We start from the raw sequence: 24,215 nt of genomic DNA, 5'->3' as shown, positions 1-24,215 counted from the left end.
GGACAGTGAAACGACTCAGCGCCGATGATAGTGCGGATTCCCGTGTGAAAGTAGGTCATCGTCAGGCTAATTACCCCCAAAAGGCCCTCACCTCACGGTGGGGGCCTTTTGCTTTGCTCGGCCCAAGTTCTTCACGGGCCGTCTGAGTCGTGTTGCTGCGCTTGCAGCAACAAGTAAAGCGCTGATTGATCCAGCTCTGACCATCCCTGGTCGGCGGCTTGGGCATACAACCCTTGAAGCGCACCAGTGATGGGGGCCTTGAAACCCAGTTGCTTGGCGGTGGTCAAGGCGTTGTTCAGGTCTTTGAGTTGTATGCCCAGCGATCCACGTTTGCTGAAGTCTTGATCGATCATTCGTTGGCCATGCACGTCGAGAATACGGCTCTCGGCGAAGCCTCCTCTCAGTGCTTCGCGCACTTTGTCTGGTCGCGCTCCGCCACGTTCGGCCATCAGCAGCGCTTCAGCGACCGCCCCAATGGTGATGCCAACGATCATCTGGTTGGCCAGCTTGCTCGTCTGACCTGCGCCGATGGGTCCTACATGCGTTGGGCGGCCCAAACAGGACAGCACAGGTCGCGCCAGCTCGAACGTGTCATCCTCGCCGCCAACCATGATGGCCAATGTCCCGGCTTCGGCGCCCAAGGTGCCGCCAGACACCGGGGCGTCGAGGTAAGCCATGCCATGCGTGGCCAGCTGTGCGCCGTGTGCTTGGGCCTGTTCTGGCAGCACCGAGCTCATGTCGATGAGCAGGCTGCCCTGCTTCATGCCACCCAGCGCCCCATGGGTGCCGAAAACCACCTCTTCGACGATGCCGCCGTGTTCGAGCATCGTGATGATGATGTTGGCGTCGTGCACCGCTTCTGCCGGCGTGGCTGCAACACGGGCGCCGTGTGGGGACAGCGCCTGCGCCTTGGCGCGCGTTCTGTTCCAGACGGTCAACTCATGGCCAGCGAGGAGCAGTCGTTTGGCCATGGGTGTCCCCATGAGGCCACAGCCAAGTAAACAGATTGTCGTCATGAGGTGATGTCCGGAAGCTCAGGATGTGTCAAATGGCGCAGTTGTCACGTAAAGTCACCTCTCCTCCCTTGTTTGAAGGACAGGCAAGGCTGTTATTTTCAGCGAACATGCCCAAAACGGGATGGGGGCGCGGCACTGATCGACGCCCGATGGTTGGGAATAACAAACGAACAGTGACATGGCCAACTCTCAATTGACCGATGCGCCGCAACTGGATGCTGTGTCTGACGCCTTGTTCGAGGCGCTGGACCAGCTCGGACTGGCCGCCACGCTCAAACACGCCGAGGGAAGTCAGTACCTTGCGTGCAACCAGACTGCCAGGGACTGGCTGGGGCGAGAGCCCGTGGGGGCGGTGGATCCTGACCTCATGGACGGCGCTCAAGCCGCTGTGCTGAGGGCTGCCGATCAGCAGGCGCTGGCGGCTGGACATGGCGTGAGGGCTGAGCACAAGCTGGAGTTCGCGACAGGCCGCCGGGAGTGCGTCGCATGGCGACGGGCGCTGATGCTGTCACAAGGGCCGGCCTTGCTGACGGTGTGGCAGGACGTGGGCGATGATCGTCGCCGAGAAGGCCAGCTACAGGCAGCATTGCAGCAACTTGAGCAGCAACAGCAGGCCAATGCCGCCTTGCGGCGCGAGCTGGAAGGCAATCAGGTTCGTGATGCCGTGTCTGGCTTGTATCAGCGCGCCCACTTTGAGGAACAACTCCGGCGAGAGGCTGATCTGTCCAGCCGTGAGCAGCGTGAGTTTGCGCTGGTGTCTGTGGCGGTGGATGCCATGGACGAGATATTGAAACACCACGGTGCTGAAGGCTGTGAGCGCGTGGTGGAGGCTCTGGGGCGCTTGTTGAGGGCGAACACCCGTGCGATGGACTCGCCATGTCGCCTGGGCGGGGACCGCTTCGTGGTGCTCTTGTCGGGCGTGGGCCTGGCGACAGCGCATTCACGGATGGAGCAATTGCGGCGGCAGTGCGCGCAGCATGTGGTGCCCTTCAATGGTCAGCAGATCCCCTTCTCGGTGAGCATGGGTGTGGCCAGTTTCCCGCACACGGCAGGCATTGTGGAGGAGTTGATGCGCAGCGCAGACCGCGCGCTTGCCGCGGCGAAGGACAAGGGCGGCAACCGGATCGTGCTGGCCAGCATACAGTTCGCACCGGCGGGTTGAATGCCCATCCACACTGGATGGGCAGACAAGAAAAAACAGCCTCCTGATGGAGGCTGTTTTTCTGTGTAAGGGTCCGTTGCAGACCGGTTGCCGCATTCCTGAACCCAGGGGATTCAGGTGGGCGAGGTCAGTGAGACTTCGGGTTCATCTGACGCGAGACGATCACACCAGCTTCACGATGTTCCAAGCCCTGGCTCAATGAGCATCGGTTCAAGGAAATAAAAACAACCGCGAACGCAACGGACAGGCCATTGTAGTTCGGGTGTTTGTGCTGTGGTCAGAAACTGGTGACGGAAAGCGGGCTATTTCGGGCGTGAGGCATCTGCTCACAGCAGTTGGCCATCTTTGGCCAGTGCCTGGTCCAGTCGAGCGATCAGGGCTTCCAGATGCTGAGGGTCTGTCGACTCGGTGGGGATGGCGCGCTCGGTCGCTGGTCCATGGCTTGGGCGCTCGTTCTGCTGTCCGTAAGCCAGGTTCAGTGCCGCCAGGACGGCGATGCGCTCACGTGCCTTGAGTTTGCCGGCATCGCGGATCGCGCACATTTCGCGGTCGACTTGCGCCACGGCTTCTCTCAAACGGGCCTCTCCGCCTTCTGGGCATCCCAGGAGGTAGCTCTGCCCCATGATCGACACTTCAATTTGTTTCATGCGGATGGTTGGTCATCGTTGTCCTGGGAAGAGCTCGCCGGGCCAAGAGGCCCTCCCTCTTCGCGCAAGGCCGGGAGTTTGTCAATCAGTGCGTCGATGCGTGCACGGGCAGCGGCAAGACGGGCTCGCAGCGAGTCTCGTTCTTGGGTGAGTGTGTTGACCTGTTCGCTGAGCAGTTGATTGACGCGTTGAAGTTCTTCGTGACGAACCAACAGTCGTTCAACGCGGTCGGTGAGTTGTTCGATTCTGGACATGCTGGCCACGCGAATGGGCAAGAAGTGGGCCTGTCGCTGATTGTAGGACGCTTACAATCCGGAGCGTTGGTGCTCGTGCCGAACATTCGTTTGGTGCAGTTAAACGGGAAGCAAGAGGGTCACGGCGTCACCGACGCCCGCCTGACTTGCGCTGCCCCCGCAACGGTCGGCGGTCGACCACGCTCCATGAGAGTGTGGTCCGCTTGCGTTCTTCAGCCACTGGGCCCTTGCGGCCTGGGAAGGTTTCGCAGGTTGCACCGCCCAGCCCGGATACCGGCCGACAGGTGGTTTCGCCTCAGTGCGCTGAGGCGGGACTTTTCGTCCGTGACCTGCGGGGACGCTGGTTGGGACTCTTGTCTGTGTTTTCTCATCATGTTGTTCAAAAACTCGACGCGCAAGGCGTCTGGGGTGGGTTTGGCCGTGTGCTCGGTCGTGAGCGGTGCATGGGTGCCAGCCGTGTGGGCGACGCCGTCGGTGGATCCGGTGGTTGTCACAGCCATCCGACAGCCCGAGCGTTTGTCAGCTTCCCTGGCGGATGTGACCGTGATTTCCAGGGATGACATCGAGCGCTCCGGCGCTTCGACGCTGGAAGAATTGCTGGCCCGTCAGTCGGGGATGTCGTATTCGTCGTTTGGTGGACCAGGTGCCACCTCAAGCGTATTTGTGCGCGGCACCAACTCAAGCCATGTTTTGCTGTTGGTGGATGGTGTTCGCGTGGGCTCTGTGTCTGCCGGGACACCGAACTGGTCCAGGCTGCCCTTGGGGCAGATCGATCGAGTGGAGGTGGTGCGTGGCCCGCTGTCGTCGCTGTATGGCAGCGATGCGATCGGCGGGGTTGTGCAGGTGTTTACTCGGCAGGCTGGCGATCGGTCTGCATTCGAGGCAGAGTTGGCTGCTGGGACGCAAGGTACGTTGCGCGGCCATGTGTCATCGAGTGGTGTGAATGATCGCTTTCGTTATGCGTTGACATCTTCTTACGAGCGAACGCATGGTATTGATGCGACGCGAGGCGTGGACGATGGTGATGATCTGGATGGCTTCGAGCAGGGGGCTGTCAATGCTCATGTGGGATACCAGTTATCGGCCCAACATGGGTTGGCGCTGAACTATCTGTTCGGTCGCGGAGAGAGTGGTTATGACGGCTACGCGGCGCCTGATGCGACCAGCCGCACCAACACGTCCAACCTGTCGGCCACGTGGTCTGCGCAATGGACTCCTCAGTGGCGCGCTGTGCTCCACATGGGCCAGGGCGTGGACGACGCGCAAGAGCGCAGCATGGGCGCAGCCATGTCGCGGGCGCGCTCAACGCAGCGTCAGCTTTCCTGGCAGCACGATATGACCACGTCCATGGGCAACTGGACGTTGGGTTTTGAGCGCCTGGAGCAGCGGTTGGTCGCGACGTCCAGTTATGACCAGACTGGGCGTGACAACGTCGCCACCTTTGCCGCGTGGCAGTGGAGCCCTGGTTCTCATTCGATTCAGGTGAGCGCCCGCCGAGAGCGCAACAGCCAGTACGGGGGGCAGCAAACGGGATCGATGGCGTATGGTTACCGTTGGAACACGAACTGGCGCGGCAGCCTGTCCTACGGTACGGCGTTCAAGGCTCCCGCTTTCAGCGATCTGTACTTTCCGCAGGAGTGTTATCCGGGGTATGGCTGCTTTGGTGGTAATCCCGATTTGCGACCAGAACGCGCGCGCAACCGAGAAGCAGCGTTGCACTATGAGCGTGGGCAGCATCAGCTGTCATTACGCTGGTACCTCAATCAAGTCCGCGACCTCATCGTGTGGGGCAACACGCCTTCGAACGTCGGGCAGGCACGCCTGGAAGGTTGGACGCTGACGTACAAGACGGTTGTCGCGGGCGTGGATCTGGCCGCGCAAGTGGATCAACTGAGCGCCGTGGACGAGGCCACAGGGCAAATGTTGCTGAAGCGAGCCGGGCACTCCGGGACCGTCTCGGCGGCTCGTCGCTGGGGCGGCTGGGACTGGCGCCTGGAGTTGCACGGGCAAGGTGCTCGGCAGGACTTTGGCGGAGAACGCATGGGCGGATATGGCCTGCTGAATGCCTACGTGAGCAAGCGACTGGCCACGCCCGGCTGGTCCGTCTTTGCAAAGGCTGACAATCTGGGCGACCGCACGTATGAGCTGTCTCGCGGGTATCGCACCATGGGCTTGAGCGCCCTGGTGGGTCTCAGGTACACCATGCCTTGAAGGCATTGGTTGAGATGATGCACGCTGGCGCAGCCGCAAGGCGTCCCCGGGTGGTGGCCCAGGTGTTGGGGCTGGTGCTGAGTTGCGCGCTGACGTCTGCCTGTGCCGAGGCGCCACGACGGGTGATCTCGTTGGACTTGTGTACCGACTGGATGCTGGCTCGCCACCTGCCGAGGGTGCAGGTGGCGGCTTTGTCTCCGTTGCATCGGCGGTATCCGGTGGCCTGGGTCGGTTCGGATTGGCCCCACCACGACGGTAGCCTGGAGCAGGTGCTGGCCCGCAAGCCAGATCTGGTGATCACCGGGCAATACAACGCGCTGACCTTGCGCCGACGCCTGGCTGCGCTGGGGGTGCGGGTGGTGGTCTTGCCACTGCCCCAAAGGCTGGGCGAAGTGTCTTCTTACGAAAACGCCCTGCTCGCCGCTGTAGGGCAGGCGCCGCGTCCACCAAAGGCGATTCCAAGACCGGTAACGCTGGGCGACCATCCTCGCCTCTTGTTGTTGGGGGCCAATGCCATTGGCACTGGCCGTGGCACGCTGGAAGATGACGTCATCACGCAAGCTGGCTGGGCCAATGCAGTCAACAGAAGAGGGCATGTGGCTTTGGACATGGAGCAGTTGGTGCGGCGACCTCCAGATGCCGTGCTGTGGGCAGCGCCGCGTCACGCGGCACAGGCCAATCGGTTCGGTGAGCACCCGGTGCTGAGGCAAGTGATACCGTCGCAACGGTGGTTGAGTTCGGATTACTGGCCTTGGCAATGCCCGGGGCCGTGGACCTGGGATCTGGTGGAGCAATTGTCAGCATGGCGTCAACAACTGCGCTGAAGTTCTTGGCTGGCATGGCCATGCTCTTGGTTGTGGCCAGCGTGTCCCTGCACGTGGGGTCAGAGCCGGTGGCCGTGCTGGATGGCTTGTGTGCGTGGTGGCGCGGCGACCTGGTGGCCGAGGCCTTGATCGTGGGCGAGGTGCGTTTGCCGCGCACGCTGCTGGCGTTGGGCGTGGGCGCCGCCTTGGGTGCGGCAGGCGCAGCCTTGCAAGGTTTGCTTCGCAACCCTTTGGCGGAGCCAGGATTGACCGGCGCCAGTCAGGGGGCTGCCTTGGGGGCTGCGGCGGTTTTCTACCATGGGTGGTGGGCTTGGGCGGGACCGTTGGCGGTGCCCATGGCCGCCATGCTGGGGGCTGCGTTGACCTTGTTGTTCATGTTGGTGCTGGCTGGTTCAGCGCGGGCCAGCATGGTGATCATGGCAGGCTTGGCGGTGTCCACGGTGAGTGGGGCGTTGTTGGCCCTGGTCTTGAATTACGCTCCCAACCCTTTTGCCATGCAGGAACTGGTGTATTGGCTGATGGGCTCGGTGGCCGATCGTGGCATGACGGAGGTAGGCTGGCTGGCGGCAGCTTTGCTGCTGGGCATGGGGCTGTTGTGGTCGCAGAGGCGTTTGTTGGCAGCCTTGAGCTTGGGCGACGTCGTGGCGGGCACTCTGGGCGTGAACGTGCGCTGGGGATCTCGCCTGGTGGTGGTTGGGGCAGCGATTCTGGTGGGAGCCTCGGTGGCGGTGGCCGGCAGCGTGGGCTTTGTGGGCCTGATCGTGCCGCATGTGGTACGGCCCTGGGTGGGGCACCGCCCTGATCGCCTGTTGTGGTCATCCGCCGCGCTGGGGGCGGGGCTGGTGTGCGTGGCGGACATGGTGGTTCGGTCCCTGCCGGGTTTGCAGGAGTTGAAGTTGGGTGTGCTGACATCTTTGCTCGGGGCCCCCGTTTTCATTTGGCTGGTCTGGCGCGAGCGGGTGAGGTGGTGATGGCCGACGTCTTGTTGAGGGCCGAGCAGTTGCAGGTTCCTGGGCGCTTGCACGGGGTGGATCTGGTGGTGCGCGTTGGCGAGATGGTGGGGGTGCTGGGGCCCAATGGTGCGGGCAAGTCCACCTTGCTGACTCGGCTGTCGGGTGTCTTGCCGGCGTCAAGGGCGGGGCTGGGCATCTGGGGGGGGCGTCGTGCAGCTCCCGATCGAGTGTTTTGGCGTGGTCGGGCCCTGTCGGATTGTTCTGCCTTGCAGCGCGCACGTGCCTTGGGTTATTTGCCCCAACAGACGGTCTCGGCGTGGGATTTGTGTGTGCGTGACGTGGTTAACTTGGGCCGTTTACCTTGGGGGGATGAAAGACAAGCGCATGCGCCGGTGGATGACGCCATGCGGCAGGCCGATGTATGGCACTTGCAAGACCGTGGTGTGCGGAGTCTGTCGGGCGGGGAGTGGGCCCGGGTGTGCCTGGCCCGGTTGCTGGCGGGGCAGCCGGAGGTGTTGCTGGTGGACGAGCCCACCTCTCATCTTGATATGGCGCATCAGCTGCAAGTGATGGCACTGCTTCGGACGCAAGCGCAGGCGGGCGGTGCCGTGGTGGTGGCCTTGCACGACCTGGGCCTGGCCGCCCGCTACTGCCAGCGTTTGGTGTTGCTGGAGGCTGGACGTGTGGTGATGGATGGGCCGGTGGCTGAAGTTCTGCGTCCAGATCTGCTCAGGGCGGTGTATGGGGTGGATGTGCATGTGGACCTGCAAGCGGCGCCTCCGGTGGTGTTGCCGTGTGAGGCTGGAGACCTGCGATGAAAGCCAGCAAGAACCTGGATGAGCTGTGTTATCCCTTCATCCACGAGACCTCGGCGCTGTGCGACTTCGAGGTGGTCACGGATGAGCTGTGCGGTCTGGTGGGCGCCATCCTGAGCGAGCTGGACGATGACACGTGGGCCGATCTCCGCGCAGACCTGGCCGACTTGCAGCCGCTGGTGTTCCATGTCAATGGGTCAATCCGAGGGCGCATGGCCCTGTCGGAGGCAGATCTTCAGTGGCTGCAGGACCGCTTAACTCACCATCGTGCGCGCTTGCGTCAACCCCCTTTGGGATTTGTGCTGCCGCGTGGTCGCGCGCCCGTGCCGCAACTGCATCTGGCGCGCTCGGCGGCCAAGAAGGCCATTCGCTGGATGGTGCGCGTGGAGCAGGAGGGAAAGACCGTAGACCCCCTTTTGCCCCGGTTTTGCAACATGATGTGCAACTACTTCTTTGTGTTGACCCTCACGATCAATGAACGGCGAGGTGTGGCCGAAGTGCCATTCCACAGCCGCAGTTATGGTTGAACATGGACATTCAAGCCCCACCCACCGAAGCCCCCCAACAACGCGAAAAGGCAGAGCGCCGCGGCCTGCTCATCGTCAACACCGGCGATGGCAAGGGCAAGAGCACGGCGGCGTTCGGCCTGGCGATGCGTGCGCATGGCCGAGGCAAGCCGGTGCGCATCTTTCAGTTCATGAAGGTGCCCAGCGCCCGGTTTGGTGAACACCGTGCGTTTGAAGCCTTGGGGGTGCCCATCGAAGGTTTGGGCGATGGCTTCAGCTGGAAGAGCAAGGACCTGGAGCATTCGGCGCAACTGGCGCGCGAAGGCTGGGCCCGGGCCCGTGCGGTGATCGAGGCCGGAGAGACCTTTCTGGTGGTGCTCGACGAGATGACCTACCCATTGATTTACGGGTGGATCGAATTGCAGGAGGTGGTGGAGGCCTTGCGCCACCGGCCTCGTGACGTGCACGTGGTCATCACCGGGCGCGATTGCCCGCCGGAGGTGATGGAGATCGCGGACACGGTCAGCGAGGTGCGCAAGATCAAGCACGCGTATGAGGCGGGCATCCCGGCGCAGCGCGGCATCGAGGACTGAGTGACCTCCATGACCACGTTGCAGCGCTTGCTGGAATCGGTCGATGACCGGGCGGATGCCTTGTTGGCAGCACGCTTGCAGCGCCTGATCGATGGCAAGACCAAGCCCCTGGGGGCGCTTGGCCGGCTGGAGGCGCTGGCCGTGCAGTTGGGGCTGATCCTGGGCACGGAGCAACCATGGCTGTGCGAGCCGCAGGTGGTGATCTTTGCCGGCGACCACGGTCTGGCCAAACAGGGCGTGTCGGCCTATCCGCAAGAGGTGACGACGCAGATGGTGGCCAATTTTCTGGCGGGGGGCGCTGCGGTGAATGTGCTGGCGCGTCAGCATGGTCTGGCGATGACCGTGGTGGATGCGGGTGTTGCCGTGCCGCAGCCGGCTGCGCACCCGCACCTGCAGGTGCGCACGGTGGCGTTGGGCACGGCCGATTGCACCCAGGGGCCCGCGATGACGGCAGACCAGTGTGCGCAGGCCCTGGGGCACGGGGCCGAGCTGGTGCGACAACTGCCGGGCAATGCCGTGCTGTTTGGCGAAATGGGCATCGGCAACACCTCCAGTGCGACCTTGTTGATGTCGCGGCTCACGGGCCTGCCGCTGGATGAATGCCTGGGGCGGGGCACCGGGCTTGACGACCAGGCCTTACAGCACAAGCGCCAGGTGTTGGCCCGCGCGCTGGAAGCCAACCCTGGGGCCTTGGCCCCTCTGGACGTGTTGCAAGCGTTCGGTGGTTTCGAGATGGCCATGATGTGTGGGGCCATCCTGGCTGCGGCAGCCCAGAACCGCGTGATCGTGGTGGATGGGTTCATCGCCACCAGCGTGGTGCTGGTGGCGCAGGCCTTGCAGCCGCGTGTGTTGCAGCGTTGTGTGTTCGCCCATCAGTCCGATGAGCGCGGGCACGCCGCGATGTTGTCGCACCTGGGTGTGCAGCCTTTGGTGCGTTTGGACTTGCGGCTGGGCGAGGGCTCGGGCGCGGTGGTGGTGTGGCCTCTGTTGGTCTCGGCCAGCCGCTTGCTGTGCGAGATGGCCAGCTTTGACGGGGCGGGTGTCAGCACCGCCCACGCGAGGGCCTGATGTTCAAGGCGCTGGTTCACGAGATCCGTTTGTTTCTGGTGGCCGTGCAGTTTTTGACCCGCGTGTCGGTGCCGGCCTGGGTGGGGTGGCGCGAGGCCTGGATGCCTGCGAGCATGCGGCACTTTCCGCTGGTGGGGGCGCTGGTGGGGCTGTGGGGCACCCTGGTGCTGGTGCTCGCATCCTGGTGGTGGCCGCCCGTGGTGGCCGTGATCTTGAGCATCGCGGCCACGGTCTGGCTGACCGGAGGCTTTCATGAAGACGGCTGGGCGGACACGTGCGACGGTCTGGGGGGCGCGGTGACGCGCGACAAAGCCTTGCTCATCATGAAGGACTCGCGGCTGGGCACCTACGGCGCCTTGGGTTTGGTGCTCTTGCTGGGTTTGAAGGCGGCGGTGCTGACGTCCTTGCTGACGCAGCGGATGAGTGGCCTGGACAGCGCCACGGCCAGCCATGTGCAGCGCGTCTTGCTGATGTGGGCAGGGGTGGGGCTGGTGTGGGCCCACGCCATCTCGAGGTTGTTGCCGGTCGTGCTGACGCGGGTGCTGCCCTATGCGGGCGACGCCGAGCATGCCAAGGCCAAGCCCTTGGCGCTGTCGGTGGCGCGGCCTCAGGTGTGGGCGGCCGTGCTCAGCCTGACCGTGGTGGCCGCGGGGGTGGTGGCGTGGTTCTGGCTGGGCGATTGGCCGCTCGGCACCTTGGCCAAGGCCATGGGGGCGTCGGTGCTGGGGGTGGTGCTGGTCGGGCTGTGGACTGCGGGCTGGTTGAAGCGGCGGCTGGGCGGGTTCACGGGAGACACCTTGGGCGCCAGCCAGCAGTTGAGCGAGGTGGCTTCGCTGCTGGCGTGGCTGGCGGTGGTGCACCCGGTGTACCTGTGATGACGAACGTCTGGCTGTGGCGCCATCCCAGGCCCACCGGGCATGAGGGCCGTTGCATCGGCCGCACGGACGTGCCGGTGGACCCTCGCAAGGCGCGCCGCCTGGCCCGGCGCATACAAGCCCACGCCCAACGACGAGGTCTGCCGACGGTGGTGGTGACGTCGCCTCAGCGCCGGGCCATGGCCGTGGGGCGCTGGTTGCGTCGCCTGGGTTGGGTGCACCTGGTGGACGATGCGCTGCGTGAAATGGATTTTGGTGATTGGGACGGCCATCGGTGGGCCACCATTCCCAAGACCGAGCTTGATGCCTGGGTGGCCGACTTCGCCCATCACGCACCGGGTGGTGGAGAACCCCTGGCCCACTTGATGCAACGAGCCGCTGCCTGGGCGGCGCCGCAGGCTGGTGTTTCGGTGGTGGGGCACGCAGGCTGGATCGTGGCGCGGTGCTGGATCGAACAGCACGGCGGGGGGCGCTGGCCCGCTGCCGCTGAGTGGCCCATGTCGCCGGGCTATGGCGCCGTGTGCGTCACCGGCCCGGCATCGTTGGCAAGCTCGTCTCCATAGTCCGTCTGCATCGCCTCGGCTTCCAGGCCCTGTTGTTGCAGCCAGCGCACCAGCACGCCCTCGTGACCATGGGTGACGATGACGCGCTGAGCGCCGGTGGCCGCGATGGCTTGAATCAACCCGGGCCAGTCGGCGTGGTCCGACAGCACAAAGCCGCGGTCTACGCTGGCGCGCCGCCGCGCGCCGCGCAACTGCATCCAGCCGCTGGCCAGGCCATCGCTGGCATGCTGCAGGGCGCGCGACATTGGCCCACGTGTCGCGCTGGGCGGGGCCACCACCAGCGCTCCCTGCCAAAGCGATTTGTCTTTGACGTCGCCAAAGCGCAGGGTGTCTGGCAGCGCCACGCCTTCGGCCCGATAGGCTTCATTCAGGGGCTCGACGGCGTGGTGCACAACGATGGGACCGATGCCCGCATCCACACCTGCCAGCAGACGCTGGGCCTTGCCAAAGCTGTAGCCCAGCAACAGCGATGGTCGCCCAGCCGCCGCATTGGTCTGCCACCAGCTGTTGACCTCTGCCATGACCTCTTGTGCCGGACGCCAGCGGTAGATGGGCAGCCCGAAGGTGCATTCGGTGATGAACACGTCGCAGCGCACTGGCTCGAATGGGGTGCAGGTCGGATCTGGCTCGGTCTTGTAATCGCCAGACACCACCCAGACACGCTCTCGATGCTCCAGACGCACCTGCGCCGAGCCCAGCACATGACCTGCCGGGTGCATGGACACCATCACCTCGCCCAGGCGCAGCCGATGCCCATAGGGCAGTCCTTGCAGGGAGATGGGCCCCAAGCGCGCCCGCAGCACCCCCATGCCCGGAGCGCTGCACAGGTAGTGCGCGTGCCCCGTGCGGGCGTGGTCTGCGTGGGCATGAGTGATCACAGCACGCTCGACGGGGCGCCAGGGGTCGATGTAGAAGTCGCCGGGGGGGCAGTACAGCCCCTGTGGTCGGCGTATCACGAGGTCATCGTTGCGCGGCATGGTGCAAGACGGGGACAAGACGGGGGCAAGACGGGGGCAAAGGCGCGAGCCATCGTGTCAGTAGCGACCGGTGGCCCCCGCCAGTCGCAGGTAAGTTTTGGCCAGCCATGACACCATGGCCCGTCCGATCCGGCGACGCCATCGCGAGGGCTGCGTGGGGTCATGGGGCTGGATCTCATGGCTGTGCGCAAAATCCTGCTCCAGGCGCTGGGTGAGCAGTTGCACGAAGCCGCGGTCCCTCACCACCAGATTGGCCTCCAGGTTGAGCACCAAGGACAGAGGGTCCAGATTGGATGACCCCACGCTGGCCCAGTCGTCGTCCACGACCAGCACCTTGGCATGCAGGAAGGCCGACTGGTATTCGTGGATGCGCACGCCATCGCGCTGGAGCTCGGCGTACAAGACCCGCGCAGCCATGGCGGCGATGCGGTAGTCAGGTTTGCCTTGCAACAGCAGGCGCACCTGCACACCACGTGCCGCAGCTTGCCTCAGGGCCAGGCGTATGCGGCGTCGCGGGTAGAAGTAGGGCGTCACGATGTCGATGCGGTGACGAGCCTGCTGGATGGACGACAGTGCCGTGCGCTCGATGGTGCGCCGCTGTCGCAAGTTGTCGCGCAACACGAAAGCGGCGCGCATGGGTTGCTGGGAGCTTTGACCGGCTTGCAGCCGACCTTGCTCTCTGGGCGTCAGTTTCAGGCGGGCCTGCTGCCACAAGGTTCGCAGCGATCGCAGCTTGTTCGGGTCACGACTCCACTGAACCAGATCGTCGCGCCAGTCTCTGCCCACCCGGGCGCGGGTCCACATGGCGCGCACCGTGTGGATCACCGGTGTGACGGCCGGCCCGCGCACCGACACCGCGTAGTCCAGCCTGGGCAGGGCGCTCCAGCCATGCCCCAGGTCAAAACGGTCGTCGATCAGGTTGATGCCGCCGATGAAGGCCACGGCATGATCGATGGCGCACAGCTTCACGTGCATGCGCCGCCACTGGCTGGCGTCCAGAAGGCCCCACAAGCGATGGACCGGGCGATACACCTCCAGCTGTACCCGGGCGGCGCGCAGGTCTTGCCACACGGTGGCGGGGGCATCCCTGGAGCCCAGTCCATCGACCACCAGGTGCACCGCCACCCCCCGACGCGCTGCGCGCATCAGGGCCTGCAGCACCATGCCGGATTGCCCGTGGGGGTTGATCATGTAGAAGGCCATCCAGACCACGCCCCTGGCCTGGTCGATCGCATCGCGCAGCGCCGGAAACAGCTCATCGCCGCCCTTGTGCAGACTGACATGGTTGCCGCCGGTGTAGACCGGCTTGCGCTGCGCATACCAGGCCAGTTGACTGACGCCTTCGCTGTCAGGGCCGTCTTGCGTGGTGGGTTCTTGCACCTGGATCAGCCCTGCAAGTCCAACTCGACAACCAGGGGCAGGTGGTCCGACAAGCGCGCCCAGGTGCTGCCTCTTGGCACCATCACCGACTCGCACCGCAGGCCCCGCATGTAGACGCGGTCCAGGGCCAGCACGGGGATCAGCGAGGGGTAGGTGGCCACCCGCGCCTGGTCCGCCGGGCCTGCGCGATGCAGGCCCACCGAGGCCAGGATGTGATCGAGCTTTTCGTTCCAGTCATTGAAGTCGCCAGCCACCACCACCGGTGCCCCGGCCGGAATTTGCTCGGCCACCAGTTGTGCCACGCGTTCGGCTTGACGTACGCGGCTGGCGTGTATCAGTCCCAGGTGCACCACCACCACGTGCACCTCGGTCTGTCGCCAACGCACGGGCACGTGCAGCAACCCCCGTTGCTCGAATCGGTGGTCTGACACATCATGGTGGCCCACGTCACCAATGGGCCAGCGCGCCAGCAGTGCATTGCCATGCTCGCCATGGCGGGTGACCGCATTCGTGCGGTAAGCCACCTCATACCCCTCGGGCGCGAGGTACTCGGCCTGGGGCAGGCTGGGCCAACTCTGCACGCCAAAGCGGGTTGGTGAAAAGGTGCGGGCTTCCTGGTGGTTGAAGCGCCGCACTTCTTGCAAACAGACGATGTCGGCGTCGAGGGCTTCCACAGCCAGGCCCAGGTTGTGGATCTCGAGGCGCTTGGTGGGCCCCATCCCACGCACGCCCTTGTGGATGTTGTAGGTGGCCACCCTCAGGTGGCGGGTGCCCAGGGTGGTGGGCGGCAACAGGGATGATTGCAGCGGATTGAGCACGGCAAGACGGTGATGAAAGTCCGTTCAGACCCAACGATAACGCCTGTTGCCCCGGCTGAAACCGAGGGTGTGCGCCGTTTCTCAGCGCTGTTTGGGGGCGATGCGGTCTGGCAGTTGCAAAATGGCCTCGGCGTTTGACGGCGAAAAACACCGGTCTGCGGCTTCTTGCCAGGGCAGCCAGACCCATTGGGTGTGTTCGTTTGGGGCGATATGAACGGGCGTGCCGTGAGGCACACACAGGCCGAACACCCGTTCGGTGTTGTGGGTGACCCCTGGCGCGTACCGGTGGCGCCACACCGGATAGATCTCATAGACGTTTTCCAGCGCCCAGTCCGTCAGGGCGCCATCGGGAACGGCTGGGCCGCCGACCTGGATGCCGGTTTCTTCAGCCACCTCGCGGATGGCGGTGGCTCTCCAGGGTTCGTCCGTCTGGTCTTTCGATCCGGTGACGCTTTGCCAGAAGCCAGGCTGCTTGGCCCGCTCAAGCAGCAGCACATCGAGGCCGGGGGTGTGGATCACGACCAGGACGGATTCGGGAATCTTGTGGGCAGACGATGGCATCGGGTCGCTCAGGCAAGCAAACTCACAGCTTACCCGAGCCCGTGTCCTGGTCTGAGGGCAGTGCCCGGTCATCGCCGGCGGTAGAGGCCTCGCCAGACTGGTTGGGGTCCAGCAGCCGGTCGCGCCAAGCCATGGTGAGTTGGTCCAGCATGGCGTCATTGCGCGTGAACGTTCGGCAGCGTCGGCACATGAGCCGGTGCTGCCCCGCTTGCGCCCGAGTGAGCCAACCGGCCTCTTCGAGCTGTCCGGAGGTGAGCACGAACAGGTACTGCTGGCAGCTCATCATCATGCTCATGCCGGTCTCCTTGATGCGGGCGGGTGTTCGTCAAACCAGTGCTGGCTCAGGCACATTTGCAATTGCTTTCGCGCTCGACTCATGCATTGCCAGTAATCGGTTTTGGTCAAACCCAGGGTGTCGCAGATCTCGTCGGTGTCGCACTCCAGAAAGGCCTTCATGCTGAACACCCGGGCAGGTTTGGTCGGCAGCCGGTTCACGCACAAGTCCACCATCGCAAAGAACTGGTCGTTTTGCAGCTGGGTCTCGGGGGGCGCCCAGGTGGCCAGCTCCACGCCATCAGCCCAGTGCCCACGCTCATTGAACAAGGCCGCGTCCAGCGCATCGTCCAGGGGCTCATCCAAGGTCGTTGTTTCCCGCCGGTAGCGCTGCCGAAGGCGGTCGGTGATCTTGTGCTTGAGGATGCCGAAGAGGTATCGCCGGGGATCCATCCCCGACAGGCTGGCCAGCGGCACCGACAGCAACGCCGTCAGTGCATCCTGAACGGCGTCTTCGGCATCTTCGCGGGGCTGAATGTGCAGCATGGCAAAGCGCAGCATGGCCGCCCGCCATTGGGCAGCCCGCTCGGGTTGCCAGGTGTTGGCGACCACTGGATCTGGGGTGCCCCCGTCGATCGACACCGCCGACATCACCGACGTCGCAGCCAGGCATCCAGGGACAGCCGCCCGCCGCCCTGCGTGACGATGGTCAGCAGCATCAGGCCCATGATCAGCGGCACCTTGAACCCCTGGCCCTCGTCGCTGTCAATCTGGTTCCAGCCGGCCCACCCGAGGTCGAAATGCACGGTGTAGACCGCCACCCAGGTGATGAACATCAAACCCAGTCCGGACAGGCGCGACAGCAGCCCCACGGCCAGCAGGGTGCCCAGCGCGATCTCGCCCGCACCGGCCGCCAGCCAGTTGGCATCCACCGGCAGCAGCGACACCGGAAACGGAAAATCCAGCCCGGCAAACCACTCCGGGGCGCTCAGGCCACCCGACAGCTTGCGCCAGCCGGCCATGACGAACTCCTGTCCGAGCCACAAGCGCAAGCCCAGCAGGCCCAGGCCGCTGAGGTGCTCAAGCGCTCGTTCGAGCGAGGAAAGCAGTGAACTCATCCTTGAGGTCTCCGTAGTAGTGAGAGGTCCATGCCGAATCACGCACGAAGGCCTCGATCAGGGCGCGCCAGTGCTCTTCGCCCAGTTGCTGTCGAACCTGTGGGAAGTGCGTCTCCACCATCTGGCTGGCGCCCAGGTAGACCAGGTGCCGATAAACGCGCATCCCGGCCAGCGAGTAGCCCTCGGGCACGTCATCGCTCAAGCCCCTCACGTAGTCGTAAAACGCGGGCGCAGGCATGCCAGCTCCTGGTTGAGGGTGAGCAGCTCGGGCAGGTCGTTGTCCCATTCCAGCAGGATGGGCAGCCCGTGCTCCGACTGCAGGCGACGTGCCATGGCCGCCGTGGGTGGCTCCACAGGCTGGCTGTGCGTGTCGATGTACAGATCGAAACGCTCGTCGAACTCATGTCCGGCCACGTGCATGTACGTCACACGTCGCAAGTCGATGCGTGCGATGAAATCATCCAGGCCGTCGGTGCCATGGTTCTTCTGGTTGACGGTGATGTTGTTCAAGTCCAGCAGGATCTGGCAGTCGGCGTGTTCTGCGACCGCCGCCAGAAAGTCGGCCTCGGACATCGTGCCGATGTTGGTGTACCAGGTGCTGTTTTCAACCGCGATGCGGCGGCCCAGCACATCCTGCACCGCACGGATGCGATCGCCCACGCGGCGTACCTCATCCACGGTGAAAGGAATGGGAAACAGATCATGAAGCTGGTGTGCGTCGCCACTGGCCGCCAGATGGTCGGAATAGTGACGCGCACCCAGGTCATCGATCAGGTCGCTGATGTCTTTCAGGAACACCCGGTCCAGCGCAGAGGTGCCGCCCAGGTTGAGTGAGACACCATGCAGGTGAACGGGCCGACCGCCCGCGATGAGCTGGTGCAACGGCGCCCGATCGCGCCGCACCCAGTTCTCGGGCACGACCTCGAAAAAGTCGGCCTCAATGGCCGACATGTCCCAGTCGGCCATGTCGCGTCGGTAGCCCAGGCCCAGCATGGTGTTCACACTCCAGGCTCAGCTCACTTCTTGCCGCAAGAAGCTTCCTTGTCGTCCTTCTTGCTGCAAGAGGCTTCCTTGTCATCCTTCTTGCCGCAGGAGGCTTCCTTGTCCTTCTTGCCGCATCCGGCGTCCTTGGTGGTGGTTTCCTTCTTGCCGCAGGTGCCAGCGCCACATTTCTGCTCGCCATGGTGACCGGCCCAGGCAGAGGTGGCAATGATGGTGGCGGCCGCAGCGGCCAGGGTCTTGATGTTCATGAGTGTGCTCCTTGGTGCGCCAGCTTGGCGCGTGGGTTGAGGGCGTCAAGGTCTGTGCTTGCCGCCACACCAGCTATGTCGTGCGGCCCGCTCATTCCTGACAGCTTTTTTACGGCGCTCGGATGACTTTGGATGCAAGAGCGTTCAAGCACCAAGGTCATCTGCTGGCAGTGGGCCACAAAAAAGCCGCCCGAAGGCGGCTTGGCAGATCAGGACAAGCCCGAGGTTGGCCGTGTTCACTCAGCCGCGGGCGGCTGGCCCGCCTGTGGATTGCGCAGCCGGATGTGCAGTTCGCGCAACTGCTTTTCGTCCACATAAGACGGTGCACCGGTCAGCAGGCACTGGGCGCGCTGGGTTTTGGGGAAGGCAATCACATCACGGATGGACTCGGCCTTGGTCATCAGGGTGACCAGGCGGTCCAGACCGAAGGCCAGGCCACCGTGCGGGGGCGCGCCGTATTGCAGGGCATCCAGCAGGAAGCCGAACTTCACCTTGGCGTCTTCTTCGGTGATGTTCAAGGCGCTGAACACCTTGGATTGCACCTCGGCGCGGTGGATGCGGATCGAGCCGCCACCCAGCTCCCAGCCGTTGAGCACCATGTCGTACGCCTTGGCAATGCACTGGCCAGGGTCGGTGTCCATGTAATCCTCGTGGCCATCCTTCGGCGCGGTGAAGGGGTGGTGCACCGCGTTCCAGCGGTCGCCCTCTTCATCGTGCTCGAACATCGGGAAGTCCACCACCCACAGCGGTGCCCAGCGGTCTTCGAACAGGCCGTTGGCCTTGCCGAAATCCGAGTGGCCCACCTTCAGGCGCAGCGCGCCGATGGCGTCGTTGACCACCTTGGCTTTGTCCGCGCCAAAGAAGATCAGGTCGCCGTTCTGGGCTTCGGTGCGCTTGAGCACCTCGGCAATGGCGGCATCGTGCAGGTTCTTGACGATGGGGGATTGCAGACCTTCGCGGCCAGCGGCCACGTCGTTGACCTTGATCCAGGCCAGGCCCTTGGCACCGTAGATCTTGACGAACTCGGTGTAGGCGTCGATCTCGCCACGCGACATGGCGCCACCGCCTGGCACGCGCAGGGCCACCACGCGGCCGCCCTTGGTGGTGGCCGGGGTGGAGAACACCTTGAAGTCGACGTCGGTCATGACGTCGGTCAGTTCGGTGAACTCAAGTTTGACCCGCAGGTCGGGCTTGTCCGAGCCGTACCGGTGCATGGCGTCGGCGTACTTCATGACCGGGTAGGCGCCCAGGTCCACGTCCAGCGCCTTCTTGAAGACGTGGCGGATCATGCCCTCGAACATGTCACGGATTTCCTGCTCGGTCAGGAAGCTCGTTTCAATATCGATCTGGGTGAATTCGGGCTGGCGATCAGCGCGCAGGTCTTCGTCGCGGAAGCACTTGGTGATCTGGTAGTAACGGTCAAAGCCGGCCACCATCAACAGTTGCTTGAACAGCTGGGGCGATTGGGGCAGCGCAAAGAAAGTGCCGTCGTGCACGCGCGAGGGCACGAGGTAGTCGCGCGCGCCTTCGGGCGTGGATTTGGTCAGCATCGGGGTTTCGATGTCGACAAAACCGTGTTCGTCCAGGTACTTGCGAACCTCCATGGCCACGCGGTAGCGCAGCATCAGGTTCTTTTGCATGGCGGGACGACGCAGGTCCAGCACGCGGTGCGTCAGGCGCACGGTCTCGGACAGGTTTTCGTCGTCCAGCAGGAAGGGCGGCGTCACGGAGGGGTTGAGCACCTCCAGTGTGTGGCCCAGCACTTCGATCTTGCCGCTGGTCAGGTTGGCGTTCTCTGTGCCTGCGGGCCGGGCGCGCACGACACCGGTGACCTTCAGGCAAAACTCATTGCGCACATCTTCAGCGATCTTGAACGAATCGGCGCGATCGGGGTCAAACACCACCTGCACCAGGCCTTCGCGGTCACGCAGATCGATGAAGATCACGCCGCCGTGGTCGCGGCGACGGTGGGCCCAGCCCATCAGCGTCACGGTCTGGCCCATCAGCGCTTCGCTGACCAGTCCGCAGTAAGTGGTGCGCATTCTTGTGCTCTCCAGAAATGAAAGGGGCCCGAGGCTGGTGGCACCAGCGTCGGAACCCGCTATTGTCGTTCAGGTTTGGGATCGCGCCACCGAGGTGGCCCGCGCCGGGAATCAGTGGCAGGCGCAGGACGTGCCACAGCCGGCCGCGGGCGCGTCGCCACCAGCGTTGCTGGCGCTGCTGGCCTCGGTGGCCGGGGCACTGGCTGCTTCAGCCGTGCCTGTCCCAGCGGCGGCTGCGGCAGCAGGGGCTGCAGCCGTCTGGCTTCCGCCCCTGAAATCGGTCACGTACCACCCTGAGCCTTTGAGCTGAAAGCCCGCGGCGGTGAGTTGTTTTTTGAACGATTCGGCGCCACAGGCCGGGCAGGTGGTCAGCGGCGCGTCCGACATCTTCTGCAAGACGTCCTTGGCGTGACCGCAAGACTCACAACGGTAAGCGTAGATGGGCATGGTGAACCTCGAAAGTACCCGTCTGATTCAATCAGTGCATTTTAGCGGAGGTCACCACCTCAGACATCACCAATGTGCTTGGGGTGCCCCTGATGCGGTGCCATCCACTGTGGCCCCAGCGAGCCCAGGAACATGCCCAGCAGGGCAGCCAGCAAGCCGGCGAGCTGCCCCGGGAAGGCTTCTCCCGCAGTGGGGTGGAACGTGAACCAGATCAGCGTGCCCAGGCCCAGCGCAATCGACAGCACCGCGCCCTGGGTGGTGGCGCGCTTCCAGTACAGGCCGAAGACCAGCGGCACGAACGCACCGACTAAGGGCACCTGGTACGCGCCGGACACCAGCTCATAGATCGATGTGCCCTCCATGGCCACGGCGTACGTCAGCACCGAGCCGGTGAACACCAGCACCGAAATGCGCAGGGCCAGCAGCACCTGCTTGTCTGTGAGGTGCGGATAGATGTTGCGCAGGATGTTCTCGACGAAGCTGGTCGAGGGCGCCAGCAGTGTGGCCGACGACGTGGACATGATGGCCGACAGCAGTGCCCCGAAGAACAGGATCTGCGCGATCATGGGCATGTGGTTGAGGATCAGCGTGGGCAGGATCTTTTGCGAATCGTCGCTGAGCAGTGCGGCCGTCTCGTCGGGCATGATCACCATGGCCGCCGTGGCGATGAACATGGGCACAAACGCAAACAGCAGGTAGCTGAAGCCGCCGATCATGGTGCCGGTGCGGGCTGTGTTGGCGTCCTTGGCCGACATCACCCGCTGAAACACGTCTTGTTGCGGAATGGAGCCCAGCATCATCGTGATGGCCGCGGCAATGAAGAACAGCCAGTCGTGGGTCGTGTTGTCGGGCAGGAAGTTCAGCCAGTCACGCTGCTGGGCCAGCGCCAACACCTGTTCGCTGCCGCCGGCTTGCTCGCCGGCCAGGTAGGCAATGAAACTCAGGCCGCACACCAGCACGATCATCTGCACAAAATCGGTCCAGGCCACGGCCATCATGCCGCCCACCAGCACGTAGGCCAGCACCAGCCCAGTGCCCATCACCATGCCCTGCGTGGGGGTGATCCAGCCGCCCGTCAGCAGGCTGAACACCAGGCCCAGCGCGGTGATCTGTGCGGCCACCCAGCCCAGATAGCTCAGGATGATGGCAATCGAGCAAAAAATCTCGACACCCTTGCCGTACCGTTGCCGGTAGTAGTCGCCGATGGTCAGCAGGTCCATCTTGTAGAGGCGCGCGGCAAAAAACGCCCCGACCAGCACCAGGCACATCGAGGCGCCGAATGGATCTTCGACCACGCCGCCCAGACCGTCTTCCATGAAGGTGGCCGGGATGCCCATCACGGTTTCCGCGCCGAACCAGGTGGCGAAGGTCGTCGTGATCACCATGGCCAGTGGCAGGCTGCGGCCGGCCACCGCGAAGTCGGTGGTGTTGTGCACGCGGGTGCCCGCAAAAACGCCGATGCCCAGCGTCAGCACCAGATACCCAGCCACGAACCAGATCAAAGTGGAGTCCATGTTCGGCAAACCTTTCCGAATAGAGCCGACCAAGAAGAGGCAGCGCCACCGTGGCGGTGACGTATCGCACGGGGGCGCAGTGTAGACCGTGTCAGCGCGCGTTTGTCGGGCCAGCCCTGAAAGCAGGGGTGACCCGCGACCACGCGTCGTCTTTACAAGACGCCCATCACATCAAGCCGCAGCAAAAGCTGGGCCATGACCAGTCCGATGATGAACCCCAGCAAAATGAACAGCACCGCAGACAAGGTGCGGTTGGTTTGGCGTTGTTCGCGCAAGATGGCCAGCAGATCGCGGCGCAGGGCACTGTCACCCTGGCTGAGGTTGTGGTGCACCAGCCGGGGCAGTTCGGGCAAGAGCTTGGCGTAGCGCGGCGCCTCTCGCTTGAACTGGCGCAGCAGGGCGCGCCAGCCCACTTGTTCCTGCATCCAGCGCGCCAGGAAGGGCTTGGCCGTGCTCCAGAGGTCCAGGTCCGGGTCCAGGTCTCGGCCCAGGCCTTCGACGTTCAGCAGGGTTTTTTGCAACAGCACGAGCTGGGGCTGAATTTCGACGTGAAAACGCCGCGAGATCTGGAACAGCCGCATCAGCACCTGGCCCAGTGAGATTTCTTTCAAGGGCCGGTCGAAGTAGGGCTCGCACACGGTGCGCACGGCGGCTTCCAGCTCATCTACCCGGGTGGCAGGGGGCACCCAGCCCGACTCGATGTGCAGCTCGGCCACGCGCTTGTAATCGCGGTGGAAAAACGCGATGAAGTTCTGCGCCAGGTAGTCTTTGTCCACCTCGGTCAGCGTGCCGATGATGCCGAAGTCCAGGGCGATGTAGCGACCGAAGCTGCCCGGGTCCAGGCTGACCTGGATGTTTCCCGGGTGCATGTCGGCATGAAAAAAACCATCCCGGAAGACTTGGGTGAAGAAGATCGTGACCCCGTCTCGGGCCAGCTTCTTGATGTCCACGCCGGCATCGCGAAGGCGCTGGATCTGGCTGATGGGCACGCCTTTCATGCGCTCCATCACCATGACCGTGGGGGTGCAGTAATCCCACACCATTTCGGGGACGATGACCAGATCGAGGCCCTGCATGTTGCGGCGCAACTGCGCTGCGTTGGCCGCTTCACGCACCAGGTCCAGCTCGTCGTGCAGGTACTTGTTGAACTCGGCCACCACCTCGCGCGGCTTGAGGCGTTTGCCGTCGGCCCACAAGCGCTCCACCCAGCCCGCCAGGGTGTGCATCAGGGCCAGATCGTCATCAATGACCGACAGCATGCCAGGGCGCAGCACTTTGACCGCCACCTCGCGGCCGTCATGCAGCACTGCAAAGTGAACCTGAGCGATGGAGGCACTGGCGATGGGCTCGGTGTCGAAGCTGCGAAACACCGCACTCAATGGTTTGCCCAGGGCTTTCTCAACAAGGGCTTCGGCCTGTTTGCCAGGAAATGGCGGCACGCGGTCTTGCAGGCGCGCCAGTTCGTCGGCCACGTCCGGTGGCAGCAGGTCGCGCCGGGTCGAGAGCATCTGGCCAAACTTGACGAAGATGGGCCCCAGGTGCTCCAGGGCCTCGCGCAGGCGCTGGCCGCGCGGGGCATCCAGCCGCCGTCCGAATGACAGGATGCGCGCCAGCAGGCTCCATCCTGGGCTGCGCAGGCTGTCCAGCGCCAGGCCGTCCAGGCCATAGCGCACCACGATCCAGAAAATGTAGGCAGAGCGTAACAAGCGCGGCACCCTGTGTCAGCGGCCCGTTGACCCTGTCGTCGCCCCTGGGCGCCGTGACTGGAGGTTGTCCCAGCCTCGTCCCAAGGCTTCGCGGGCCGATTCGGCGGTCCGCCTCAGCAATTCCGTGGGGGCCGCGCCCAGCGCCCGCGCCAGGTCGTCTTCCAGATCCCAGCGCAGGTTCTTCATCAGCCAGGCTGCCACCTCGGCCATTTGCGCATCGCCCTCGATCTTGACGTCGGGGCGCTGCCCCCGCATGGCCTGCCACGCCATCTGCCAGGGGTGATCCAGGGTCACGGTCAGGGTCAGCGATGGCGCAATGCCGTCAGGATGGGGCTGATCGTGCCATTCAAGCAGGCCCGCCGGCGTGACGGACCAGTTCAGTGCGGGCGGCAGCCCGTCGCGCAATGACAGCAAGCGGCCCACCCATTCCGGGGGGCGCACGCCCGGCGCCGGCACCCACTGAACCGACAGGCGCTGGCCGCTGTGGGGCTTGAGCTTGGCGCAGGCCACGGGCTCGCTGGACAGAACGTGGTTGAGCGCCAGCGTCAGTCGATCGAAAGCCCAGGGCGCAGCATAGGTCAATGGATTCTTCAGCATGGCGCCATTGTAGGTGGGGGACAACCCGAGAGGCTTGTCCGACGC

At 64.2% G+C, this 24,215-nt stretch carries 28 protein-coding genes, 1 other RNA gene and 1 riboswitch; of the genes, 10 read left to right on the top strand and 19 right to left on the bottom strand.

Features of this window, described 5'->3' with window-relative positions; genetic code table 11:
• Positions 1-131 precede the first annotated feature (131 nt).
• Complete coding sequence (locus WNB94_RS14490; protein WP_341391116.1) at positions 132-1,016, bottom strand: NAD(P)-dependent oxidoreductase; 885 nt, start codon at positions 1,014-1,016, stop codon at positions 132-134.
• 178 nt (positions 1,017-1,194) lie between these two features.
• On the opposite strand from WNB94_RS14490, the gene WNB94_RS14485 reads away from it, so the two are divergent.
• Positions 1,195-2,178 (top strand): GGDEF domain-containing protein, encoded by a 984-nt coding sequence (locus WNB94_RS14485; protein ID WP_341391115.1) that lies wholly within the window; start codon positions 1,195-1,197, stop codon positions 2,176-2,178.
• A gap of 68 nt (positions 2,179-2,246) precedes the next feature.
• Here WNB94_RS14485 and ssrS read toward each other — a convergent pair.
• The 3 genes from ssrS to WNB94_RS14475 all read right to left on the bottom strand — a co-directional run bounded on the left by ssrS (position 2,247) and on the right by WNB94_RS14475 (position 3,079).
• Positions 2,247-2,425: non-coding RNA, 6S RNA (gene ssrS, locus WNB94_RS17210), on the bottom strand.
• Positions 2,426-2,504: 79 nt separating this feature from the next.
• Positions 2,505-2,825 (bottom strand): cell division protein ZapA, encoded by a 321-nt coding sequence (locus WNB94_RS14480; protein WP_341391114.1) that lies wholly within the window; start codon positions 2,823-2,825, stop codon positions 2,505-2,507.
• The gene (locus WNB94_RS14475) at positions 2,822-3,079 is read right to left on the bottom strand and encodes a cell division protein ZapB (RefSeq protein ID WP_445819079.1); all 258 of its coding nucleotides are present in this window, start codon (positions 3,077-3,079) and stop codon (positions 2,822-2,824) included. The genes WNB94_RS14480 and WNB94_RS14475 overlap by 4 nt, the downstream gene beginning before the upstream one ends.
• 50 nt (positions 3,080-3,129) lie before the next feature.
• A riboswitch (cobalamin riboswitch) is annotated at positions 3,130-3,375 on the top strand.
• Between the two features lie 76 nt (positions 3,376-3,451).
• Here WNB94_RS14475 and WNB94_RS14470 point away from each other — a divergent pair.
• From WNB94_RS14470 to WNB94_RS14430, 9 genes are read left to right on the top strand one after another with little or no spacing between them, the layout of a single operon-like run.
• On the top strand, positions 3,452-5,290 hold the full coding sequence (locus WNB94_RS14470; RefSeq protein ID WP_341391113.1) for a TonB-dependent receptor domain-containing protein: 1,839 nt from the start codon (positions 3,452-3,454) through the stop codon (positions 5,288-5,290).
• Positions 5,287-6,114, top strand: a complete 828-nt coding sequence (locus WNB94_RS14465) for an ABC transporter substrate-binding protein (RefSeq protein WP_341391112.1) — start codon at positions 5,287-5,289, stop codon at positions 6,112-6,114. Before WNB94_RS14470 ends, WNB94_RS14465 begins: the two co-directional genes overlap by 4 nt.
• 14 nt (positions 6,115-6,128) lie before the next feature.
• Positions 6,129-7,085, top strand: a complete 957-nt coding sequence (locus tag WNB94_RS14460) for a FecCD family ABC transporter permease (RefSeq protein ID WP_341391111.1) — start codon at positions 6,129-6,131, stop codon at positions 7,083-7,085.
• The gene (locus WNB94_RS14455; protein ID WP_341391110.1) at positions 7,085-7,885 is read left to right on the top strand and encodes an ABC transporter ATP-binding protein; all 801 of its coding nucleotides are present in this window, start codon (positions 7,085-7,087) and stop codon (positions 7,883-7,885) included. Before WNB94_RS14460 ends, WNB94_RS14455 begins: the two co-directional genes overlap by 1 nt.
• On the top strand, positions 7,882-8,409 hold the full coding sequence (locus tag WNB94_RS14450; RefSeq protein ID WP_341391109.1) for an ATP:cob(I)alamin adenosyltransferase: 528 nt from the start codon (positions 7,882-7,884) through the stop codon (positions 8,407-8,409). The genes WNB94_RS14455 and WNB94_RS14450 overlap by 4 nt, the downstream gene beginning before the upstream one ends.
• A gap of 2 nt (positions 8,410-8,411) precedes the next feature.
• The gene (cobO, locus tag WNB94_RS14445; RefSeq protein ID WP_341391108.1) at positions 8,412-8,981 is read left to right on the top strand and encodes a cob(I)yrinic acid a,c-diamide adenosyltransferase; all 570 of its coding nucleotides are present in this window, start codon (positions 8,412-8,414) and stop codon (positions 8,979-8,981) included.
• 9 nt (positions 8,982-8,990) lie between these two features.
• Positions 8,991-10,049, top strand: coding sequence for a nicotinate-nucleotide--dimethylbenzimidazole phosphoribosyltransferase (gene cobT, locus WNB94_RS14440; protein WP_341391107.1), 1,059 nt, complete (start codon positions 8,991-8,993; stop codon positions 10,047-10,049).
• Positions 10,049-10,924, top strand: coding sequence for an adenosylcobinamide-GDP ribazoletransferase (locus tag WNB94_RS14435; protein WP_341391106.1), 876 nt, complete (start codon positions 10,049-10,051; stop codon positions 10,922-10,924). Before cobT ends, WNB94_RS14435 begins: the two co-directional genes overlap by 1 nt.
• A complete protein-coding gene (locus WNB94_RS14430; protein WP_341391105.1) occupies positions 10,924-11,487 on the top strand; it encodes a histidine phosphatase family protein in 564 nt (187 codons plus the stop codon). The genes WNB94_RS14435 and WNB94_RS14430 overlap by 1 nt, the downstream gene beginning before the upstream one ends.
• Here the strand turns inward: WNB94_RS14430 and WNB94_RS14425 are convergent.
• From WNB94_RS14425 to WNB94_RS14355, 15 genes are all read right to left on the bottom strand, one after another.
• Entirely contained in the window at positions 11,433-12,464 is a 1,032-nt protein-coding gene (locus WNB94_RS14425) for a ligase-associated DNA damage response exonuclease (RefSeq protein WP_341391104.1), read from the bottom strand. The two genes, WNB94_RS14430 and WNB94_RS14425, sit on opposite strands and share 55 nt — an antisense overlap.
• Positions 12,465-12,521: 57 nt before the next feature.
• Complete coding sequence (gene clsB, locus WNB94_RS14420; protein WP_341391103.1) at positions 12,522-13,844, bottom strand: cardiolipin synthase ClsB; 1,323 nt, start codon at positions 13,842-13,844, stop codon at positions 12,522-12,524.
• A 5-nt stretch (positions 13,845-13,849) separates the two neighbouring features.
• The gene (locus tag WNB94_RS14415) at positions 13,850-14,662 is read right to left on the bottom strand and encodes an endonuclease/exonuclease/phosphatase family protein (RefSeq protein ID WP_341391102.1); all 813 of its coding nucleotides are present in this window, start codon (positions 14,660-14,662) and stop codon (positions 13,850-13,852) included.
• An 81-nt stretch (positions 14,663-14,743) separates the two neighbouring features.
• On the bottom strand, positions 14,744-15,223 hold the full coding sequence (gene nudB, locus WNB94_RS14410) for a dihydroneopterin triphosphate diphosphatase (protein WP_341391101.1): 480 nt from the start codon (positions 15,221-15,223) through the stop codon (positions 14,744-14,746).
• Between the two features lie 22 nt (positions 15,224-15,245).
• A complete protein-coding gene (locus WNB94_RS14405) occupies positions 15,246-15,518 on the bottom strand; it encodes a hypothetical protein (protein WP_341391100.1) in 273 nt (90 codons plus the stop codon).
• Positions 15,515-16,147, bottom strand: a complete 633-nt coding sequence (locus tag WNB94_RS14400) for a sigma-70 family RNA polymerase sigma factor (protein WP_341391099.1) — start codon at positions 16,145-16,147, stop codon at positions 15,515-15,517. Before WNB94_RS14400 ends, WNB94_RS14405 begins: the two co-directional genes overlap by 4 nt.
• Positions 16,147-16,614, bottom strand: coding sequence for a DoxX family protein (locus WNB94_RS14395; RefSeq protein WP_341391098.1), 468 nt, complete (start codon positions 16,612-16,614; stop codon positions 16,147-16,149). Before WNB94_RS14395 ends, WNB94_RS14400 begins: the two co-directional genes overlap by 1 nt.
• Positions 16,577-16,852: an HvfC/BufC family peptide modification chaperone gene (locus WNB94_RS14390; RefSeq protein WP_341391097.1), complete on the bottom strand. Its 276-nt coding sequence runs from the start codon at positions 16,850-16,852 to the stop codon at positions 16,577-16,579. Before WNB94_RS14390 ends, WNB94_RS14395 begins: the two co-directional genes overlap by 38 nt.
• Positions 16,822-17,607, bottom strand: coding sequence for an MbnB/TglH/ChrH family RiPP precursor modification enzyme (locus tag WNB94_RS14385; RefSeq protein WP_341391131.1), 786 nt, complete (start codon positions 17,605-17,607; stop codon positions 16,822-16,824). Before WNB94_RS14385 ends, WNB94_RS14390 begins: the two co-directional genes overlap by 31 nt.
• 23 nt (positions 17,608-17,630) lie before the next feature.
• Positions 17,631-17,864, bottom strand: coding sequence for a hypothetical protein (locus tag WNB94_RS14380; protein WP_341391096.1), 234 nt, complete (start codon positions 17,862-17,864; stop codon positions 17,631-17,633).
• 236 nt (positions 17,865-18,100) lie between these two features.
• Positions 18,101-19,906, bottom strand: coding sequence for an aspartate--tRNA ligase (gene aspS, locus WNB94_RS14375; RefSeq protein ID WP_341391095.1), 1,806 nt, complete (start codon positions 19,904-19,906; stop codon positions 18,101-18,103).
• Positions 19,907-20,017: 111 nt separating this feature from the next.
• Positions 20,018-20,353 (bottom strand): FmdB family zinc ribbon protein, encoded by a 336-nt coding sequence (locus tag WNB94_RS14370; RefSeq protein WP_341391094.1) that lies wholly within the window; start codon positions 20,351-20,353, stop codon positions 20,018-20,020.
• A 59-nt stretch (positions 20,354-20,412) separates the two neighbouring features.
• Complete coding sequence (locus WNB94_RS14365; protein ID WP_341391093.1) at positions 20,413-21,867, bottom strand: high affinity choline transporter 1; 1,455 nt, start codon at positions 21,865-21,867, stop codon at positions 20,413-20,415.
• 152 nt (positions 21,868-22,019) lie between these two features.
• The gene (ubiB, locus tag WNB94_RS14360; RefSeq protein ID WP_341391092.1) at positions 22,020-23,582 is read right to left on the bottom strand and encodes a ubiquinone biosynthesis regulatory protein kinase UbiB; all 1,563 of its coding nucleotides are present in this window, start codon (positions 23,580-23,582) and stop codon (positions 22,020-22,022) included.
• Between the two features lie 6 nt (positions 23,583-23,588).
• Positions 23,589-24,170, bottom strand: a complete 582-nt coding sequence (locus WNB94_RS14355) for a hypothetical protein (protein WP_341391091.1) — start codon at positions 24,168-24,170, stop codon at positions 23,589-23,591.
• Positions 24,171-24,215: the final 45 nt, after the last annotated feature.

The sequence above is a fragment of the Aquabacterium sp. A3 genome, from assembly GCF_038069945.1.
Classification (GTDB): Bacteria; Pseudomonadota; Gammaproteobacteria; order Burkholderiales; family Burkholderiaceae_C; genus Aquabacterium.
The sequence above is the reverse complement of the archived record's forward strand: the minus strand, read 5'-3'. Positions and strand labels throughout refer to the sequence as shown.

Bases quoted from the DNA above. Each gene is read 5' to 3' on its own strand.
- WNB94_RS14490 (WP_341391116.1), bottom strand. From the start codon at position 1,016: ATGACGACAATCTGTTTACTTGGCTGTGGCCTCATGGGGACACCCATG.
- WNB94_RS14485 (WP_341391115.1), top strand. From the start codon at position 1,195: ATGGCCAACTCTCAATTGACCGATGCGCCGCAACTGGATGCTGTGTCT.
- WNB94_RS14480 (WP_341391114.1), bottom strand. From the start codon at position 2,825: ATGAAACAAATTGAAGTGTCGATCATGGGGCAGAGCTACCTCCTGGGA.
- WNB94_RS14475 (WP_445819079.1), bottom strand. From the start codon at position 3,079: ATGTCCAGAATCGAACAACTCACCGACCGCGTTGAACGACTGTTGGTT.
- WNB94_RS14470 (WP_341391113.1), top strand. From the start codon at position 3,452: ATGTTGTTCAAAAACTCGACGCGCAAGGCGTCTGGGGTGGGTTTGGCC.
- WNB94_RS14460 (WP_341391111.1), top strand. From the start codon at position 6,129: ATGGCCATGCTCTTGGTTGTGGCCAGCGTGTCCCTGCACGTGGGGTCA.
- WNB94_RS14455 (WP_341391110.1), top strand. From the start codon at position 7,085: ATGGCCGACGTCTTGTTGAGGGCCGAGCAGTTGCAGGTTCCTGGGCGC.
- WNB94_RS14450 (WP_341391109.1), top strand. From the start codon at position 7,882: ATGAAAGCCAGCAAGAACCTGGATGAGCTGTGTTATCCCTTCATCCAC.
- cobO (WP_341391108.1), top strand. From the start codon at position 8,412: ATGGACATTCAAGCCCCACCCACCGAAGCCCCCCAACAACGCGAAAAG.
- cobT (WP_341391107.1), top strand. From the start codon at position 8,991: ATGACCACGTTGCAGCGCTTGCTGGAATCGGTCGATGACCGGGCGGAT.
- WNB94_RS14435 (WP_341391106.1), top strand. From the start codon at position 10,049: ATGTTCAAGGCGCTGGTTCACGAGATCCGTTTGTTTCTGGTGGCCGTG.
- WNB94_RS14430 (WP_341391105.1), top strand. From the start codon at position 10,924: ATGACGAACGTCTGGCTGTGGCGCCATCCCAGGCCCACCGGGCATGAG.
- WNB94_RS14425 (WP_341391104.1), bottom strand. From the start codon at position 12,464: ATGCCGCGCAACGATGACCTCGTGATACGCCGACCACAGGGGCTGTAC.
- nudB (WP_341391101.1), bottom strand. From the start codon at position 15,223: ATGCCATCGTCTGCCCACAAGATTCCCGAATCCGTCCTGGTCGTGATC.
- WNB94_RS14405 (WP_341391100.1), bottom strand. From the start codon at position 15,518: ATGAGCATGATGATGAGCTGCCAGCAGTACCTGTTCGTGCTCACCTCC.
- WNB94_RS14400 (WP_341391099.1), bottom strand. From the start codon at position 16,147: ATGTCGGCGGTGTCGATCGACGGGGGCACCCCAGATCCAGTGGTCGCC.
- WNB94_RS14395 (WP_341391098.1), bottom strand. From the start codon at position 16,614: ATGAGTTCACTGCTTTCCTCGCTCGAACGAGCGCTTGAGCACCTCAGC.
- WNB94_RS14390 (WP_341391097.1), bottom strand. From the start codon at position 16,852: ATGCCTGCGCCCGCGTTTTACGACTACGTGAGGGGCTTGAGCGATGAC.
- WNB94_RS14385 (WP_341391131.1), bottom strand. From the start codon at position 17,607: ATGCTGGGCCTGGGCTACCGACGCGACATGGCCGACTGGGACATGTCG.
- WNB94_RS14380 (WP_341391096.1), bottom strand. From the start codon at position 17,864: ATGAACATCAAGACCCTGGCCGCTGCGGCCGCCACCATCATTGCCACC.
- aspS (WP_341391095.1), bottom strand. From the start codon at position 19,906: ATGCGCACCACTTACTGCGGACTGGTCAGCGAAGCGCTGATGGGCCAG.
- WNB94_RS14370 (WP_341391094.1), bottom strand. From the start codon at position 20,353: ATGCCCATCTACGCTTACCGTTGTGAGTCTTGCGGTCACGCCAAGGAC.
- WNB94_RS14365 (WP_341391093.1), bottom strand. From the start codon at position 21,867: ATGGACTCCACTTTGATCTGGTTCGTGGCTGGGTATCTGGTGCTGACG.
- WNB94_RS14355 (WP_341391091.1), bottom strand. From the start codon at position 24,170: ATGCTGAAGAATCCATTGACCTATGCTGCGCCCTGGGCTTTCGATCGA.